At 62.0% G+C, this 17,150-nt stretch carries 14 protein-coding genes; 8 read left to right on the top strand and 6 right to left on the bottom strand.

Annotated features, from left to right (window positions below; genetic code table 11):
* Window positions 1-39 precede the first annotated feature (39 nt).
* Window positions 40-1,050 carry an oxygen-dependent tRNA uridine(34) hydroxylase TrhO gene (gene trhO / locus LVD11_RS09055; RefSeq protein WP_237058156.1) on the bottom strand — a complete coding sequence of 337 codons (1,011 nt, stop codon included), beginning with the start codon at window positions 1,048-1,050 and terminating at the stop codon, window positions 40-42.
* 238 nt (window positions 1,051-1,288) lie between these two features.
* Here trhO and LVD11_RS09050 point away from each other — a divergent pair, with 238 nt between their 5' ends.
* Together LVD11_RS09050 and LVD11_RS09045 are read left to right on the top strand one after the other, a co-directional pair.
* Window positions 1,289-1,543, top strand: a complete 255-nt coding sequence (locus LVD11_RS09050; RefSeq protein WP_237058154.1) for a baseplate wedge protein 53 — start codon at window positions 1,289-1,291, stop codon at window positions 1,541-1,543.
* A 179-nt stretch (window positions 1,544-1,722) separates the two neighbouring features.
* Window positions 1,723-2,265 carry a hypothetical protein gene (locus LVD11_RS09045; protein WP_237058152.1) on the top strand — a complete coding sequence of 181 codons (543 nt, stop codon included), beginning with the start codon at window positions 1,723-1,725 and terminating at the stop codon, window positions 2,263-2,265.
* A gap of 113 nt (window positions 2,266-2,378) precedes the next feature.
* Here the strand turns inward: LVD11_RS09045 and LVD11_RS09040 are convergent, their stop codons facing one another.
* The 3 genes from LVD11_RS09040 to ydiJ all read right to left on the bottom strand — a co-directional run bounded on the left by LVD11_RS09040 (window position 2,379) and on the right by ydiJ (window position 7,080).
* Entirely contained in the window at window positions 2,379-2,789 is a 411-nt protein-coding gene (locus tag LVD11_RS09040; protein ID WP_237058150.1) for a 3D domain-containing protein, read from the bottom strand.
* Between the two features lie 496 nt (window positions 2,790-3,285).
* Window positions 3,286-3,966, bottom strand: a complete 681-nt coding sequence (locus tag LVD11_RS09035) for a tetratricopeptide repeat protein (protein WP_237058148.1) — start codon at window positions 3,964-3,966, stop codon at window positions 3,286-3,288.
* Window positions 3,967-4,035: 69 nt separating this feature from the next.
* Entirely contained in the window at window positions 4,036-7,080 is a 3,045-nt protein-coding gene (gene ydiJ / locus LVD11_RS09030; RefSeq protein WP_237058146.1) for a D-2-hydroxyglutarate dehydrogenase YdiJ, read from the bottom strand.
* Between the two features lie 157 nt (window positions 7,081-7,237).
* On the opposite strand from ydiJ, the gene LVD11_RS09025 reads away from it, so the two are divergent.
* The 6 genes from LVD11_RS09025 to LVD11_RS09000 all read left to right on the top strand — a co-directional run bounded on the left by LVD11_RS09025 (window position 7,238) and on the right by LVD11_RS09000 (window position 14,990).
* The gene (locus tag LVD11_RS09025; protein WP_237058144.1) at window positions 7,238-8,215 is read left to right on the top strand and encodes a YbgA family protein; all 978 of its coding nucleotides are present in this window, start codon (window positions 7,238-7,240) and stop codon (window positions 8,213-8,215) included.
* Window positions 8,216-8,249: 34 nt separating this feature from the next.
* Window positions 8,250-9,209, top strand: coding sequence for a MerR family transcriptional regulator (locus tag LVD11_RS16965; RefSeq protein ID WP_305080677.1), 960 nt, complete (start codon window positions 8,250-8,252; stop codon window positions 9,207-9,209).
* Window positions 9,206-10,669: a deoxyribodipyrimidine photo-lyase gene (phrB, locus tag LVD11_RS09015; protein ID WP_237058142.1), complete on the top strand. Its 1,464-nt coding sequence runs from the start codon at window positions 9,206-9,208 to the stop codon at window positions 10,667-10,669. Before LVD11_RS16965 ends, phrB begins: the two co-directional genes overlap by 4 nt.
* 158 nt (window positions 10,670-10,827) lie before the next feature.
* The gene (locus LVD11_RS09010; protein ID WP_237058140.1) at window positions 10,828-13,011 is read left to right on the top strand and encodes an autotransporter outer membrane beta-barrel domain-containing protein; all 2,184 of its coding nucleotides are present in this window, start codon (window positions 10,828-10,830) and stop codon (window positions 13,009-13,011) included.
* Window positions 13,012-13,186: 175 nt separating this feature from the next.
* Window positions 13,187-14,380 carry a pyridoxal phosphate-dependent aminotransferase gene (locus tag LVD11_RS09005; RefSeq protein WP_237058138.1) on the top strand — a complete coding sequence of 398 codons (1,194 nt, stop codon included), beginning with the start codon at window positions 13,187-13,189 and terminating at the stop codon, window positions 14,378-14,380.
* Window positions 14,381-14,513: 133 nt separating this feature from the next.
* Window positions 14,514-14,990, top strand: coding sequence for an Lrp/AsnC family transcriptional regulator (locus LVD11_RS09000; RefSeq protein ID WP_232941083.1), 477 nt, complete (start codon window positions 14,514-14,516; stop codon window positions 14,988-14,990).
* Window positions 14,991-15,044: 54 nt separating this feature from the next.
* Here LVD11_RS09000 and LVD11_RS08995 read toward each other — a convergent pair whose 3' ends face one another.
* Both LVD11_RS08995 and LVD11_RS08990 read right to left on the bottom strand, forming a co-directional pair.
* Window positions 15,045-16,085: a HupE/UreJ family protein gene (locus LVD11_RS08995; protein WP_237058136.1), complete on the bottom strand. Its 1,041-nt coding sequence runs from the start codon at window positions 16,083-16,085 to the stop codon at window positions 15,045-15,047.
* Entirely contained in the window at window positions 16,082-16,936 is an 855-nt protein-coding gene (locus LVD11_RS08990) for a peptidylprolyl isomerase (protein ID WP_237058134.1), read from the bottom strand. The genes LVD11_RS08995 and LVD11_RS08990 overlap by 4 nt, the downstream gene beginning before the upstream one ends.
* Window positions 16,937-17,150 lie beyond the last annotated feature (214 nt).

Here is a 17,150-nt window from a genome sequence, read left to right as displayed (position 1 = left end):
GCGGCCTTTTCTGGTTGCCTTTTCCGCGCGGGCGCGCAATCAGGCGCGCTGGCGACGCAGTTCTTCCTGTTTGGCCTGCTCGGCCTGTTGCCGGCGCAGCGCCTGCTTGCGCTGGCGACGCTCGGCGGTGGTTTCCCGGGCATCCTGGCCGATATGCTCCTCGCCGCGTTGTTTGGCCAGCTGGATCTGCTTCTCCCGTTCGCGGAAACGCGCGCGATCAGCGTCCGAGACCTTGTCAAAACAGTGCGGGCAGCTGACGCCCTGCTCGAACTGCGGTGACTGCATTTCTTCTTCTGTGACCGGCATACGGCAGGCATTACACTGCTGGTACTCGCCGCGCTCGAGGTTGTGGTTCACGGTCACGCGGTCATCGAAAACGAAGCACTCGCCCTGCCACCTGGTCTCCTCCTGCGGCACTTCCTCCAGGTACTTCAGGATGCCCCCCTGCAGGTGGTAAACCTCCTCGAAACCCTGCTCCTTCAGGTAAGCGGTGGACTTCTCACAGCGGATGCCACCGGTGCAGAACATGGCCACCTTCTTGTGTTTGGCGGGGTCCAGGTTGTCTTTCACGTACTGGGGGAATTCCCGGAAGCTGTCGGTCTTCGGGTTGACCGCGTTCTCGAAGGTGCCCACCTGGTACTCGTAATCGTTGCGGGTATCGATCAACACCACCTCCGGGTCGCTGATCAGTGCGTTCCATTCCGCCGGCTTCACATAGGTGCCGACGGTCCGGCGCGGGTCTATGCCCTCGACGCCCATGGTCACAATCTCGCGCTTCAGTTTCACCTTGCTGCGGCGGAACGGCGGGGTATCCGTGTAGGACTCCTTGAAGTCCAGCTCCGCCAGCCGCGGGTCGCTTTTCAGGTGGGCAAGCAGGGCATCGATGGCCTCGCGGGAGCCGGCGACAGTGCCATTGATGCCCTCACGGGCCAGCAGCAGGGTGCCGCGCACGCGGTGCTTGAGCATCACTTCCAGGAGGGGGTCGCGCAGGGATTCAAAGTCGTCCAGGTTGACAAACTTGTAGAGCGCACAGACTACGTACTGGGACATGGGTTTTCCTCATTGCAGGCCGGAGCGTAAATCCGGGGCAAAAACTTCCCGGCCTGGACTGGCCTTGCCGGGGCTAAAAATCGCCGCGCATTTTAACGCACTCCCGGGCGATTGTCGTACATTTAATGGGCGATTCACCCCGCCCCATCAGGCAGGCGCGAACGATTTTGATTGACCGGCCGGCCGCATCTTGTCACAGTGCTGCGACCTGAATGAGCGGCCCGAAGTGAGGCACCCCATGGAAGATGAGTTTGAACCCCGCGAGTCCGAGCTGAGCCAGACCTACAGTGAGGACGGGCTGAACGTCCACATCGATATCTATGAGGATGGCGAAGGTGGCTGGTTGCTGGAGATTGTCGACGATAATGACAACTCCACTGTCTGGGAGGATGCCTTCGAAACCGAGCGTGAGGCGCTCGAGGAGGCCATGGACGCCCTGCGCGAGGAAGGCATTGCCACCTTCGTGGGCCCGGTGGAAGAGGAGCAAAGCTGAGTCAGGGGATTCCCCCGACGATTTCTGAGCACCGCTTCCCGATTTCCCTGCTATGGTTTTAATTGGCAGGGATTCGCGACAGTGTGACAGCGCACTACCCAATCACGGGGCACCGCGAAGCTCTACGGAAAGAATGCTTCCGGTGACCCATCCGGTGACTGAGAGCGGTGCCCCTGTCGATGTCCGCAGTAAAACCCCTTCTTGCTTTCCTGGGCCTCCTGGCCTGCCTGCCGGTCCATGCAGTGGACATCCACCTGTCGGGAGGGCGGGTACTCGAAACCAACCTGGCCGAGGCGCAACTGGTCGCCGAACTTGATGACTACGCCGTGGTCGCCGGGCGCAGCTGTGTCGACTGCGATGAAAACACCTCGATTTATATCCACAGGGTGCCCCGGGACCGGCCGGGGAATAAGGACCGGGATGGGCTTTCGCTGTCGAGCGACCGGTATACCTATCCCGGTCAGTACCGGGACTACCTGAGCAAGGAACTGGTGGAGAAAACCCGCTTGTTTTACGGCCGCTGTTACGAGGGTGAGCCGGCGCTGCTCTGGTTGACGGAATATCGCGCGGATGGACAGTGGGAGAAGGAGGAATACCTGATAGTGCTCGGTGATGACGGGCCCAGGTTCCGTTATAACCGGGATCGCCAGCCCGGCCGCTTTCATACCAGCGACGAGAACTGCCGGGAGCTTCCCGGAGTCGACGCGGAAACCGAGCCCTGATAGCGGTGGTCGGGGTTTTGCGACCCCCCAAAAAAAGCCCCGCGGAGCGGGGCGTTTGAGGCCGCGGTGATGGCCGCGGTCAGTTGCTGTTGTTCGCGGTGTGAATCGAGTGCTTACTTGACCGGTTGATAAACGATTTTCAGCTTTTTCTTGCCCCACTTACGGGCCTTCTGGATATCTTTCTCCATCCACACATCGATACGGTTCTTGAAGCGCTTGTTCATCCGGTCGCGTACGGTGTAAGTGCCGGGCAGGCCCTCGATTTTCACCTTGGCGCCGTTGGTCAGGCCATGCTTCTCGAGGTCACGGGACACTGCAATCACTTTCTGGCCGGGACGCAGGCGGTTGTTCCACGCCGCTACCCAGGGATCGTCGTCCGTCTGGCCGGGCACAGAGTTGTAAGCGGTGGCGTCAACAACCATGGTTTTTTCTGTTTTAACGGTGGCTGATGCGTTCAGGCTCACAGAGGCCGCAAGGACGGCGGTCATAAAAAATACAAAGTTGCGCAGAGTCTGTTTCAGCATTTCCCGTTACCTCCAGGAATGAGTTGGTCACAGGCCCGGGGGGCTCTGATGACATTTCCAAGTTAGTTTGGAAATAACTGATCAATAATTGATCAGTGGCCGCTATATTACGGGTTGTGTGTGCTGAATCAAATATTTCTGTGCAAAATTTAAACAGCGGCTACCGGTATCAATGTCAGCGCTGCCATCAATCCTAATGTGCTAATTTGCGCCTTTGAAAGGAATCTCATTCTTTCAAATGAATTATTGGTAAATATGTGACTGAAAAATTTCGCTGGTGCTAGCACAGGGTTTCCGGGCAATTCAGGCTCGTTGATAGCGATGTCATGCTAGGGGGTGCTCAAAAAACCAGCGAAAAGTCGCTCCTAATCTGGGCCCATTCAGGAGAAAGTTCTGGAAAAATTATTTGTGACTATCTGTCCGGATCCCGGTTTTCCGCTGTTCCCGGTGCCCGAACAGCGCTTTGCGGCCGGTTTCGGATAGCGGCAACAGTGGGTCAGAGGGCGGTGGCACTGGCCCGGGCAGGGGGATTGACCTGCTCACGCAGGGCATACAGGTAGGCGCGGTCTTCTTCCAGGTCCGGGAATCCGTGGCGAGCGTCCAGCGCCACGGCTTTCTCCAGCCACTCGATGGCTTCCTCGAGGTTACCCTGCCACTCGCACACCTGGCCCAGGTTAAAGAATGTAATGGCCAGGTTGTGCCACTCCTGCTCCCGGACCAGGCCCTGTGCGGCATCGTTATACAGGTGGTAGGCACGGCGCAGCATCTGCGACTGGTGTATGGGGCTCCGCGTGTGGGGGGCCTGCTGGTGAAAGGTGTGTGCCAGGGCGGAGGTGACTCGGGCCGCCGAGTGTTCCAGCTCGCCGCCGTCATCCAGGAATGCCAGTACGGCGGTGAACTGGGCCCGTGCCAGAGGATAGAAGGTCTCGGGATCCTGCCGGGCGCCCAGCGCATTCAGAACCATGCCGTAGCGGTAACGCAGTGCGTGCTGCCGGGACGGTTGTTCTCCCAGGCCGGCGATTGCGCGCTCATACAGGGGCAGGGCGGCGTCGAAATCTCCTTCCATGGTGTGGGCCTCGGCGGACTCCACCAGGTTGGTGACGGGCGGGAGAGTCTCCGCCGCAGCCGGTCCTGCAAGCAGGCCGGCAAGCAACAGGGGTGTCAGCAGTCGATACATCGCAGTCGCTTCCCGGTTCTGTGGGGTATCGGGGCCCGATTCCCGGGCCGATCTACCCCTAGTAAACCCCTAATCCTGCAGTTGTGCCAGTAGTCCCTGCAGTGGGTGGCGCAGGCTTACTCCCGCAAAGCGTCGGGCCTGGCAGCGACAGGAGTACCCGCTGGCCAGCAGCTGCGTGGTCTCACCCGTCAGGCGCGGGGCCCAGGACTGCTGGAAAATCACCCGCGAAGTCTCCCTGTGGGTGGTTTCGTGACCGTAGGTCCCGGCCATGCCACAGCAACCCAGGTTCTCGGTTTCCAGTTGCAGGCCAAGGGCGACGAACACATCCCGCCAGTCCTGCAGCGAGGCGGCTGCGTTGGTCTGTTCGCTGCAGTGGGGCAGCAGCCGGAAGGTGGCGGGACGCAGGCGTGCACGTTGCTGTTCCAGGTGTTCGCGCTGGCCGGAAAGCCATTCCTGCAGTAGCTGCACCCGGGGCGCACGGTCTCCCAGCAGTTTGTGGTACTCGGCGCGGTAGGTCAGGGTCATGGACGGGTCGATACCCACCAGGGGCACACCGGTGTCCGCCAGCTGCTCGAGCATCTCGCTGTTTGCCTCCGCCACGCGCCGGAACTGGCGCAGGAAGCCGTGTACGTGCAGGGGTTTGCCGTTGGCCTTGAACGGTGCCACCAGCGGGAAGAAATCCAGCTGGCGCAGCAACCGTAGTGCGTCCGCCACCATCCCTGCGTCGAAATAGCTGGTGAAGGCGTCCTGGACGATGATAACGGCGCGCTCACGCTGTGCCGGTCCCAGTGCGTCGAGGGTGGCCCGGCTGGCGTAAGGCACGCCCAGTTCAGCCATGGATTTCTCCAGGCTCTTGCGGGCCAGTGCGGGAGTATCGGACAGGCCCAGGCCTTGCTCCAGCAGCCAGCGTACCGGTGCCAGCTTGAGCGGCCAGTTGTACAGGCCCGGAGCCCTGGCCAGGTGTGGCATCACGAACTCCAGGCTGCCGACGAAGTAATCTTTCAGTGGGCGCAGGTAGCGGCTGTAATAGAGTTCCAGGAACTTGGCGCGGAATTCCGGCACGTCCACCTTGATGGGGCACTGCCCAACGCAGGATTTACATCCCAGGCAGCCCTGCATGGCCTCATTGACCTCGTGGTTGAAGTCATATTCGCCCCTGGCTTTGGCCAGGCTGTTCTTGATACGCCCCGGCAGGCCGACAAAGAAGGACTGCTCGCGGGATTTTCGTGCCGCCTCCACAGCATCCACATTCCGGGCACTGAGCAAGCGCAGCCACTCGCGCATCAGGGACGCGCGACCCTTGGGTGAATGAATCCGCTCCCGGGTGGCCTTGTACGAGGGGCACATGGCGGAATCCGGGTCCCAGTTGAAGCAGGCCCCGTTGCCGTTGCAGTGGACGCCCTCGCTGTAGCCTTCCCATACCTGCACCGGGATCTGCCGGTCGCGCTCGCCGCGGGTCTCCACGGCATCAATTTTCAGCAGGCCGGAGGCGCGACTGGGGGTGGCAATCTTGCCTGGGTTGAGCTGGTTGCGCGGGTCGAAGGCCGCCTTGACCCTTTGCAGCTCGGCGTAGAGCTCGCCGAAGAACTCCGGCGCATACTCGGAGCGGACCCCCTTGCCATGCTCACCCCACAGGAGCCCGTGGTATTTCTGTGTGAGGGCCACCACCCGGTCGGTGATGGGGCGGATTAGCGCCGCCTGTTGGGGGTCCTTCATATCGATTGCCGGACGCACGTGCAGCACACCGGCGTCCACATGGCCGAACATGCCGTAGTCCAGACCGGCCTCATCCAGAACCGCGCGGAATTCCGCGATAAAGTCCGCCAGGTGTTCCGGCGGCACACAGGTATCTTCCACGAACGGGATGGGGCGTTTCTCGCCGCGGGCATTGCCCAGCAGTCCCACAGCCCGCTTGCGCATCGCCCAGATCCGGTTGACTTCGCCGTGCCCGCGGGCGATGGAATAGCCGAAGCTCTTACCGGTCTCGCCAATCGCGTTTTCCACCTGGGCGGTAAACCGGTCCAGGGCCCGGTCCAGTTCCTCCTCCGAGTCGGCGGTGTACTCCACCAGGTTGATGCCGCGGACCGGGCGATCACCGGTGGGGAAAAACTCGCTGACGCTGTGCCAGACAATATCCCCCATGGCCAGCTGCAGGACCTTGCTGTCCACGGTCTCGATCGAAGTGGGGCCGGCGCCCATCAGGTCACTGGCGTCGCGCAGGGCATCCTGGAAATTGTCGTACTTGAGGTTGACCAGCGCTACGCATTTCGGGATGGGCAGCACATTCAGCTTCGCCTCGGCGATAAAGCCCAGGGTGCCCTCGGAGCCACAGAGGATGCTGTTGAGGTTGAACTCGCCGCTGTCGCTGTCGCGCAGGTGGGCCAGGTCATAGCCGGTCAGGCAGCGGTTGAGGCGGGGGAATTTCTCCTCGATCAGGTCGGCTTTCTCCCGGGCGATATCGTCGCTGACCCGATAGACGCTGCCGATGCGGTCTTCCCGTTCAAGCAGTTCGCTCAGCGTCTCGTGGTTGACGGGGCCGGAATGCAGCAGCTCGCCACCCAGCAGCACGGTGGAAAGCTCCAGCACGTGGTCGCGGGTCTTGCCGTAGACGCATGAACCCTGCCCGGAGGCGTCGGTATTGATCATGCCGCCGATGGTGGCGCGATTGCTGGTGGACAACTCCGGGGCGAAGAACAGGCCGTGGGGGGCCAGGGCGGCATTGAGCTGGTCCTTGACCACTCCCGCCTGTACCCGGACCCAGCCCGCGTCGGCATTGATCTCGAGTATTCGGTTCATGTGCCGGGAGATATCCACCACGATACCGTCGGTCAGGGATTGCCCGTTGGTGCCGGTACCGCCGCCACGGGGGGACAGCACCACCTGATGGAACGCTTCGCGGTCGCCCAGTTCGGCCAGCAACTGCAGGTCGTGGGTGTCACGGGGATAGACCACGGCCTGGGGCAGGACCTGGTAAATGGAGTTGTCAGTGGCCAGCACCGTGCGGCTGGCATAGCTGGGGCTGGTATCTCCGCGGAAACCCGCATCCGCCAGTGCTTGCAGGAATTGCAGGTAGAGCGACTGTACCTCGTCGATTTCGCGCAGTGCTGGGATCATCACTTCATCCGTGGCTCTCGGCAGGGTCTGGCATTGTAGCTGCGACACCTGACAGCGCAAGCGTCTGCGGAACCCTGTTGTACAAAAAATAATGTTGTATAAGCAAGGGGTTCGCGCTATAAACCTTGTACACATTTAGAAAGTGTACAAGGTCGATATGAACATCCAGCTTTTAACCCAGAAGATACCTGTCGGTATCAGCCAGTGTGTGATGGGTGACCCGGTGCGCTACAACGCGGGCCACAAGCACAGTCGTGTGTGCACCGAGCTGCTGGGGCATTGTTTCGAGTATGTGCCGCTGTGCCCCGAGGTGGCGATCGGCCTGGGGGTGCCGCGGGATCCCATCCGCCTGGTGAAGAGTGACCCCTCCCCGGAGGCTGAAGTGCGGGTAATCGGTGTGGTTGATCCGGAGCTGGATGTCACCGGGCCCCTGCGGGATTACGCAGACAGTGTGGCTCCGGAGTTACAGCACGTGCGCGGTTACATCTTTATGCAGAACTCCCCCAGCTGCGGCCTGAAAGGGGTGCGTCGTTACCTGCCCAACGGCCATGGGCACGACAGTGAAGGGGTGGGTATGTTCGCGGCGCGGGTGCGTGAGCAGTTTCCGCACCTGCCGATGGAGGAGGCGGGGCGCCTCAACAACAGCGAGATTCGTGAGAATTTCCTCACCCGGGTATTCGCCTACGATGCCTGGTTCCGGTATGTGGAGGAAGATCCACGACCCGCCCGGATCATCGAGTTCTACACCGCCTACAAGTACCTGCTGCTGGCCCATCACCAGGTGAAGACCCGCGATCTGGGCCGTTTTATTGCCGATGCCAGGTCCCATGATGCTGACACATTTGCCTTTGAGGTGCGCGGCCGGCTGATGGAGATCCTGGCGCATATGGCCAGCCGCAAGGACCGGACCAACGCCCTGATGCATGTCCAGGGGCACCTGAAGGAATTCCTCAGCCGGGAAGAGAAGGCGGAGCTGACCCAGCTGATCGAGGACTATCGCCTGGGCCTGAAGCCCGCCTCGGCGGTCCTGACCCTGTTGCGTCATTACCTGCCGCGCAGCCCGCACCACTTTATCCATAGCCAGCTGTTGCTGGCCACAGAGCCCGCCGAAATGGGCCTGTGTGATTTCCACTGAGACCTGATGATTGGTCGATAACGGTGTCCAGAAAATGAGTGTCTCTGACCTGAAATTCCCCGAAGCTGGATCTGCCGCAGAGGCGCCAGGGGATACGATGCTGCCAATCCGTGATATCGCCCAGCGCACCGGCGTCAACCCGGTCACCCTGCGCGCCTGGGAGCGTCGTTATGGCCTGTTAGTGCCCGCGCGCACAGGTAAGGGGCACAGGTTATACAGCGAGGCGGATGTGCAGCGGGTCCGGGATATCCAGGCGTGGCTGGCCCGCGGCGTGCCTATCGGCAAGGTGCGCCCGTTACTGGAGCGGGGCGAGGAAGACGCCGGCGCTGCGGATGAGGGGGACAGCTGGGCCCGGGCGGTGCAGGGAACCCTCGACGTTGCGGGGCGTTTCGAGCCGGCCGCGCTGCGACATCACCTGGAACAGCTGCTGGCGGCCTACCCGCCGGCACTGCTGCTGGATCGCTGGCTGGCACCGCTGCACCGCGAGCTGAGCCGCCGCACCCGCTTTGGCAGCAGCGTGCTGAGATCGTTTTTCTGGGAGCAGCTGAACGCACAGCTGGCCATGGCGATACGCACTGGCCAGCGGAACCTGTCTGGTAAGGCGGCCAGCGGGACTGGCCGCTTGTTACTGGTGAGTTTTCCTGGCGCTGAGCAGCAGGCGTTTGCCGCCCTCTTTGCCACGGGCCTGCTGGCTGCGGGTGTCGATACCGTGAGCCTGGGGCCGGTGGAGGAAATTTCCGAGCTGCCGTTCGCGGTGGAAAAGCTGCACGCCCGCGGCGCCATCTGTTTCAGCCATAACGCGCTGCCCATGGCGGCGTTCGGCAGTGGCGCGGAACGCGCCCTGCGTAACATGCGGGCACCACTGTGGTTTGCCGGAGAAATTATCGAACTGCAGAAACGCGACCTGTTGCGACTGACGAGCGCGGGCAATGGCAGGCTATTGCCCGCCAGCAGCATACAGGCCATCGAAGAGCTCCGGGAGAGTGTGGTATGAGAGGCAAGGCAGCGTTCCGTCGCGGCCTGGTATGGCTGCGCAACGACCTCCGGGTGCATGACAATACTGCGCTGCACCGCGCGGCAGCAAGTTGTGCGGAGTTTGCCGTGATATTCATTGCCTGCCCCAAGACCTGGCAGGACCAGGACGAGGGAGAGCCGCTGGTTGCGTTTCGTATGGCCTGCCTGCGCGAGCTGCAGGAGAGCCTTGCCCAGCGCAATATACCGCTGTATTTCCTCGAGCTGGGGGAGTTCGGCCAGGTGCCGGCGGCCATGCGCCAGGTCGTGGAAAAGCTCGGCGTCGATGTCCTTTTTGCCAATGCGGAATATCCATTGAATGAACAGCGGCGTGACGGCGCCGTGCGGGATGCCCTGAAGGAAATTGAAGTGCCGGTGGAATACTGCACCGACCGCACCCTGGTGCCGCCCGGTTCCGTGACCACCGCCAGTGGGGAGGCCTACAAGGTCTTTACCCCCTTCAAGCGCGCCTTTATCAGCCAGTTTGGCGGCGACAGTTACCAGCCCCTGCCGGCGCCCCGCAAGCGAAGTGGAGACGAGGAGTGGCCCGCCTGGCTGGAAGTGGAGGGCAGTCACAACCTGGTGCAAACCATCCCGGGGCGCCTGCGGGGATACAAGCTGGATGTGGACAAGCGCGGCACTGTGCTGGGCTGGCAGCCCGGGGAAAAAGCGGCGGCGCGCCGCCTGAAGGCGTTCAGTGGGATTATCGACGGTTACGAGGATGAGCGGGACTACCCCGCGATTGATGGTACCTCACGACTCTCGCCCTACCTGAACAGTGGTGCCATTTCCGTGCGCCAATGTGCGCATATGGCCCTGGATTACAACAATGATCGCTGGAGCGGCGGCAGTGACGGTATTGCCTGCTGGCTGGGTGAGCTGATCTGGCGTGAGTTTTATACCCACCTGGTGGTCGCCTATCCGCGCCTTTGCAGGCACCAGCCCTTCAAGCCGGAGACCGAGGGCGTGGCCTGGTCCGGCGACGAGCTGGCTTTTCGCCGCTGGAGCCTCGGCGAAACCGGCGTGCCAATCGTGGATGCGGCGATGCGGCAGCTGGAGCAGACCGGCTGGATGCACAACCGGCTGCGAATGGTGGTGGCGTCCTTCCTGACAAAGAACCTGCTGATTGACTGGCGCCAGGGTGAGCGCTATTTCATGAACAAACTGGTGGACGCGGATTTTGCCTCCAACAATGGTGGCTGGCAGTGGGCCGCCTCCACCGGCACCGATGCTGCCCCGTATTTTCGCGTATTCAATCCCTACAGCCAGTCAAAAAAATTTGATCGCGATGGCGACTTTATCCGTCGCTATGTGCCGGAACTGCAAAGTGTGCGCGGCGATGAAATCCACTGCCCGCCGCGTATGTCTGACTACCCGCCGCCGATCTGTGATGTGAAGGAAACCCGCAAACGCGCCATCGAGGCATTTGCGGACCTGAAATGAACCGACGATGGCGCGGTCGCAGGGAAACTGCCGCGCAATAACGGGAATTTATCGCGCCGGCAGGGGCTATCCGTGAGGCGTGTCTATACTTGGCCCATCGCGACCATCGCCAACATAACAGTCCAGACGCGCAAGCCGCGCGCGCAAAGGAGTGCGATATGGGATTTACGGCAAGATCCGTCAGCCTGACCCTGGCGCTGACAGTGGCGTCGGCCAGCTTTGCCGACGAGAGCGTCACCACGGGCCTGTACAGCAATTTTTATGTCTTCGGTGACAGCCTGTCTGACAGCGGCAACGCGGGGATATTCACCAACTCAGACCCAGGTGGGCAAACCCCGCGCCAGCCGGCCATCAGTTTCACTGCCCAGCGCTTCGGATTGCCCATGCTCACACCTTCCTGTTTCGGGCTGGGCCCCGACTTTGGTGGGGCCATTCCCTGTGCGCCGGCCCCGGGTACCCCCGAGGAACAGGTGGCGCAGATTGCGCAGTCGCTGCTCGCCAACGGCAATAACTGGGCCGTGGGCGGCAACCAGGCCGCCGATGTGCTGCTCGACGTGGTGGGACCGCAGCGCTTTCTCGAGTTGTTCCCCGACACCACTGTTGCGGACCATAACAACCTGACCACAATCCTGCCGGACTCCACCCGCTGCGGTCCCGACGGTGTCTGTGATCCAGCCGCCGGCGAAAGCCCCTACCTGCCACCGGCGGAAGTGGTGGCTGCGGTCGGGGCATTCGGCGATCCCGTGGCCCTCCAGGCCCTGGTGGACGACCCCGGCAACGGCATCGGGCTGAGCGGGGTGCCCAATGCCAGTGGCCAGGGCTTCCTGCAGCGTAACCGTATTGATTCCCGTGCCCTGTATTACCTGAACGGCGGCGCCAACGACATCATCGCCGGTACCCTTGCCGGCACCATCACCCCCGAGAGCATGGACCGCGCGGCCCGGTTCCTCACGGTTGCCGTGGCCGAGCTGAGTGCCGCGGGAGCGGACTATGTCGTGGTGTCCAACGTGCCGCGGGTGGGCAATACGCCCTTGATGAACGACCTCGGCCCCGGTGCGGTGAGCAGCGCCAATATCGGCACGTCACTGTATAACGAGGCACTGCGCTCGCAGTTGGTGCTGCTGGGTGCCAATGTACTGATCCTCGATTCCGCCGGACTTGCCGCACTGGCGCTGGAGCGGCCGGGCCTGTTCGGCTTTGCCGACATCGACCAGGCCGCCACTTGCTATATGACGGGCGCCTGCGCCAACCCGGATCCGGTTTTCAGCGAGGGTGGCAGTGCGCCCGATGCGGACCAGCTGTATTTCAACGACGGGGTACACCCGACCCTGGCGGTGCAGGAGGTGCTCGGCGACTACTACTACTCGGTACTGAGTGCGCCGGTCGGCTTCGCGATACTGCCGGACCTGGGTTACCAGAATTACCGCACCCACCAGACCAACATCGATCACCACCTGATTGCCCAGCGTTTCCGTGAGCCCACCACCACCATCTTTTTCGGCGGTGCCTGGCAGCGTACCGAGCTGGGTGGCGGACCGGCGCCCGCGTATGACGACAATGCCTGGGATGGCCTGTTCGGGTTCAGCTTCAATGCCGGCGAGAATTTCGAGTGGGCCCTGTCGATGTCCTACGGCACCACCGAGTACACGCCGGATAACCTGTGGCTGGAGGCGGATAACCTGAATTTCAGCTGGTTCGCCCGCTGGAACGACGAGCGCTGGTTTGTGGATGGCGGGGTCACTTATAGCGATATTGATTACGACGAAGTGGATCGCCGGATTCACCTGGGCCAGTCGTTCAGGACCCGGGTGGAGGCCGGGACCGAGGGGGATGCCTCCGGCGTGTTCCTGCGCGGTGGCTACGATACCGCGCCGGCGCTGCCCTGCCAGCTGGGCCCGTTCGTATCGTTGGAGTGGACCGAGGTGGAGGTAGACCGGTTCCGCGAACGTACCGACCGCGACCTGAGGTATGTCAGCAGCGTCACCGGCGAGACCCTGGACCCCATCGGCCTCAAGGTGAAGGGGCAGGATCGGGAGTACCTGCGTTACCGCGCCGGGTTCTTCTACAACGCGCCGGAAAATGCCGAGTGGCGCTGGTTCGGAGAGGTCTGGGTGGAGGGCAATGACGGTGACGATACCGCCGACGTCCGCGTCGGGCTCAAGTCGGTCCGTGGCAACAGCGCTTATCTGAGGGCTTACGACAGTGACGGGCGCGGTTTTTTCCAGAATGGCGCCGGTGCCATGGTGGGCCTGAATGTCACCGAAAAGCTGCAGGTGAGCGGCAACATCATGCTGCGCCCGGAAGACGAGATCGGAGGCCTGAACATCAATTACCGCTTCTGAATCTGGAATCCGGAACCCTGGAGAGCGTGAACGGGAGCCTGTTCCGTTCACCGAATTTTCTGCGGCAAAGGCCCCTAAATTGGCGCGGGAATGCGAAAAGCACCGCGCTATCGCGCCATCGATTACCCGCCCGGTTGTTAACGTAGAGATATCGATAACAACCGGAACAGGAACGATGTACAAGCCCCATTTCAGTAACGCCAGCGAGCGACTCAACCAGGCGGATGCCAATGTCTGGGCGGTCAGTGACCGGGCCCACGAACTGGCCGACAAAGGCGAGGACGTGATTTTCCTGTGTGTGGGCGACCCCAACTTCGATACCCCGGAGCCGATTCTCGATTACACCCGCGCGCGCCTGGGTGTCGGTCGTACGCACTATTCTCCCGATGCCGGCGAACCGATGCTGCGCAGCGCCATTGCCGCGATCGAGAGCAAGGTGTCGCCACATCCGTGCAGCCCCGATGATGTGGTGGTGTTCCCTGGTGGTACCAACGCCATCTATGCCGTGCTCGCCTGCCTGTTGAACCCGGGAGAAAAAGTGCTCATCCCGGAGCCCATGTATATCGGCTATGTGCCCATCTGTAACGCCCTGGGCCTGGATATGCAGAAAGTTGCCTGCCCGGCAGAAGACAATTTTGCCTTTGACGTGGAAGCGATCAAGGCGGCAATCACCGACGACATCCGCGTGGTGATGATCAATACCCCGGTAAATCCCACCGGCGCCATGGCTACCCCGGAGCAGCTGCGCGAACTGGCAGCCTACTGCCGCGAACGGGATATCTGGCTAATCAGCGACGAGATGTACTCGATGATCACCTTCGCCTGTCGCCATACTTCCCTGCGCACCGCTGCCGAGGAACTGGACAATGTGGTGGTGATTGACGGTCTGAGCAAGTCCCACGCCATGAGTGGCTGGCGTCTCGGCTGGGCCGTGGCCAGGGGCGAGCTGACTGAGCGACTGGCCCAGTTCGCCGGCGCCACCATCTTCGGCTGCCCGCAGTTTATCCAGGAGGCGGCGGCGTTTGCACTGGAGTTCGATTCCTACTTTGTCAGCCAGATGCGTGATGCCTACCAGCAGCGTCGCGACCTGATTGTCGAGCGGATTGCGAAGATTCCGGGGCTGAGCTGTGCCACGCCGGATGCCGGCATGTTTGTGATGGTGGATGTTTCCGAGGTGGCCGAGTCCGGCGAGGCCTTTGCCGAGGCGCTGCTGGATGCTGAGCACGTATCGGTGCTGCCGGGTGCCCCCTTCGGTGCCAGTGCGGTCAACCATGTACGCCTGACGCTGGCTGCTGACGACGGTGACCTGCGTCGCGCGCTGGACCGTATCGAGCGCTTCGTCACCAGTGGCAATCGCCAGGCTGGTTGATTGAGACTGCCCTTCCGGCGCCCGCCGGCAGGGTGTTCCGGTTGGGTGGGCCGTTGGACGGCTCGCCCGATGTTTCGGCCCGGCGCGAATGCCGGTATCCTTGGCCCCTCCGTGGTAGAAGATCAACAACACCGTGAAAATCGACCGGCACAACCTGAAAATCCTGCAGGCACTGCAGACTAACGCGCGCATCAGCAACCTGAACCTGAGTGAAGAGATTGGCCTGTCCGAGAGTGCCTGCCTGGCGCGGGTCAAGCGGCTTACCAGTGAGCGCTATATCCGCGAGTTCCTGGCGGAGGTCAACCTGGACAAGGTTCGCCATGCGGAGTTCTACGTCAATGTGGCCCTGAAGCGCCAGGATGCCCGTACCAGCGAGAGCTTCCGGCGCGCCATCAATGATATCCCGCAGATCGTTTCCTGCGTGAAGATGTCGGGAGAGTTCGATTACATGCTGCGCTTTATCTGCCCGGACGCGGCCGACTTCAACCGCGTCTCCGAGCAGTTGCTGGCCAACGAGGATGCGGCCATCTCGCGCATGACCTCGCACCTGGTGATCGAGAAGACCAAGCCATTCAAAGGCTATCCGCTGGAGCTGCTGTTCCAGGACTGATTGACCTGCTTGTCGGGCGGGCATCTCCCGCCCATTACCACCCCGCGGGCTGGGTCACACCAGTATCATCGCCAGGGTGCGATCCACCAGCCACCATGCGGCCAGGCCGCCCACCACGTAAGAGACCGGAGTCGCCACCAGTGTTGTGGCTGACCCGCTGCTGCGGGCTTCCCACAGTTGCACCGGCGGCAGCCGCAGGGCCAGCCAATAGAGCGCTGCCAGCGTGCTGATAAAGGCCAGCTGTCCTGCTTCCACGCCGATATTGAACACCGCCAGGGCCAGCGGGATCGAGTGTTCCGGTACGCCGACCTCCGCCAGCGCGCCGGCAAATCCCAGCCCGTGCAGCAGCCCAAAGGCAAACGCCACCAGCCATGGCCGGTGAATAGCGATGGTCGAGCGGCCGCGCTGTTTGTGCAGTATCTCACTGGCGACAAACACAATGCTGAGGGCAATGATGGCCTCAACCGGCGCCTGGGGTACGGCAAGCCAGCCGAGCACCGCGGCGGCCAGGGTCAGGCTGTGGGCCAGGGTGAAAGCAGTGATGGTGATCACCAGTTGCCTCCAGCCGCTGGCCAGCAGTACAAGTGCCAATACGAACAGCAGGTGGTCGATGCCAAGGAGGATATGCTCCACGCCCAGCACGAAATAGGTTGCGGCAACCTGGCCGCTAGTGGCTGTGTTATCCACCACCATTCCGGTTTTGTCCGGCAACAGGCGCGCGACCTGTTCGCGCCCGTCCTGCCACTGGATACGCACCAGTGCGTCGGTCATGGTCCGGGCGAGTCCATCGATGGAGACCCGTGCCCCGGCCAGTTTGTCCGGGTGGCCGATATCCCAGGACTCGGTGTAAAAGCCATTGGCGAAGCTGGCGCGTGGCGTGCCCATGGCCACCACGCTGTCGTCAAAGCGTGCATTGATGGCCAGTCGCAGGTCGCCGCGGGCCGGTACCCGCCAGGTCACCCGGAAGGACTCTTCTGCAGTCTGCTGGACCTCCAGGTAGGCGGGGCGCAACTCGTGGGACCAGGCCTGGCAGGACAGCAGCAGGGCAAATGCGGCAAAAAGCAGCGTAACCGGGGACTGTGACAATTGTTTCATTGCATGGCTACCCCGCTAGCCGGGCGGCCCTGTATCTCGCCGATACGTATCCTGTAGCCCGTACGGTAATTTTCATACTGTGCCTCTAGCACCTGTTGCTTCTTGCTGAGCTGCCAGTCGCGCAGTACCTTCGCGCGCACCTCCTCAAAGTCGGCTACCCGCCGGGGCTCACGCTCCTCGATAAAAACCAGGTGCAGCCCGTATGCGGATTTCACTGGGCCAGTCCATTGCTCCAGGGGCAGCTCGAGCAGGTTCCCGGCAAAGCCCGCCCCAAATACCCGTTCCAGCCGCTCGGCGCTTTCGTTGCGGTAGTGTCGCTGCAACAGGCTGCTGTTGCCGAGCTCAGTTTCCGGTACACCTTCCCACAGCAGCGACCGGGCTGTCTCGATGGCTGATTCCGGCTTATCGTGGGCTGCCCGGTCGAAATAGACCTGCCGGAAACTCATGCGTGCCGGCCGGCTGTATTCTTCGGTATTGGCGGCGTAGAAATCCCGCAGGGTTTTCTCGTCGGGATCCACGGCGTCGACCAGGTCCCGCGCCAGGAGCTCCATTTTCATCCGCAGGCGCCGCCTGATAACAGTGTCGTCCCTGTCCAGGCCCAGCTGCACGGCCTCCCGGTAGAGCACTTCCTCACGCACGAAGTTGTCCACCAGGCCACGTAATTCCTGCTCGGTGGGCGGTCGCTGCCAGCGCCGCTCGAATACGGCGGCGAGGTGATCGATACGGTCACGGGTAACCATGATCTCATCCGTACTGTCACGTCTGTCGTTAAAAACAGCATTGATGCCAAACAGCAGCGCACCGATCAGGGCGAAATGCACCAGAGGTTCACGCAGGTACGAATTACGCATACTGACGTCCTTACCGTTGTTGTTGGGCCTGTGCTTGCCGGGGCTGTATGAGCCGGTGCCATGCCGGTTGGGTGAGCAGAAACACGCCCTGTTAATCGCGACCGCCAGGATCCCGGTGGTTGTCGGGAGCGTATTAAACTGGTGGCGTTGTGCGCCGAGCTGGAATTCCCAATGGCGGTTGCAATGATGCTCGATCGGATAGTAGTCCGGAGTG

It is taken from the genome of Microbulbifer sediminum (assembly GCF_021729035.1).
Taxonomy (GTDB): Bacteria; Pseudomonadota; Gammaproteobacteria; order Pseudomonadales; family Cellvibrionaceae; genus Microbulbifer; species Microbulbifer sediminum.
Note: the sequence above shows the minus strand (reverse complement) of the source record. Positions and strands in the feature narration are given on the sequence as shown.

What these genes read in the sequence shown, in the direction of transcription:
- trhO (WP_237058156.1), bottom strand. Translation starts at nt 1,050, where the DNA reads ATGTCCCAGTACGTAGTCTGTGCGCTCTACAAGTTTGTCAACCTGGAC.
- LVD11_RS09050 (WP_237058154.1), top strand. Translation starts at nt 1,289, where the DNA reads ATGGAAGATGAGTTTGAACCCCGCGAGTCCGAGCTGAGCCAGACCTAC.
- LVD11_RS09045 (WP_237058152.1), top strand. Translation starts at nt 1,723, where the DNA reads ATGTCCGCAGTAAAACCCCTTCTTGCTTTCCTGGGCCTCCTGGCCTGC.
- LVD11_RS09040 (WP_237058150.1), bottom strand. Translation starts at nt 2,789, where the DNA reads ATGCTGAAACAGACTCTGCGCAACTTTGTATTTTTTATGACCGCCGTC.
- LVD11_RS09035 (WP_237058148.1), bottom strand. Translation starts at nt 3,966, where the DNA reads ATGTATCGACTGCTGACACCCCTGTTGCTTGCCGGCCTGCTTGCAGGA.
- ydiJ (WP_237058146.1), bottom strand. Translation starts at nt 7,080, where the DNA reads ATGATCCCAGCACTGCGCGAAATCGACGAGGTACAGTCGCTCTACCTG.
- LVD11_RS09025 (WP_237058144.1), top strand. Translation starts at nt 7,238, where the DNA reads ATGAACATCCAGCTTTTAACCCAGAAGATACCTGTCGGTATCAGCCAG.
- LVD11_RS16965 (WP_305080677.1), top strand. Translation starts at nt 8,250, where the DNA reads ATGAGTGTCTCTGACCTGAAATTCCCCGAAGCTGGATCTGCCGCAGAG.
- phrB (WP_237058142.1), top strand. Translation starts at nt 9,206, where the DNA reads ATGAGAGGCAAGGCAGCGTTCCGTCGCGGCCTGGTATGGCTGCGCAAC.
- LVD11_RS09010 (WP_237058140.1), top strand. Translation starts at nt 10,828, where the DNA reads ATGGGATTTACGGCAAGATCCGTCAGCCTGACCCTGGCGCTGACAGTG.
- LVD11_RS09005 (WP_237058138.1), top strand. Translation starts at nt 13,187, where the DNA reads ATGTACAAGCCCCATTTCAGTAACGCCAGCGAGCGACTCAACCAGGCG.
- LVD11_RS08995 (WP_237058136.1), bottom strand. Translation starts at nt 16,085, where the DNA reads ATGAAACAATTGTCACAGTCCCCGGTTACGCTGCTTTTTGCCGCATTT.
- LVD11_RS08990 (WP_237058134.1), bottom strand. Translation starts at nt 16,936, where the DNA reads ATGCGTAATTCGTACCTGCGTGAACCTCTGGTGCATTTCGCCCTGATC.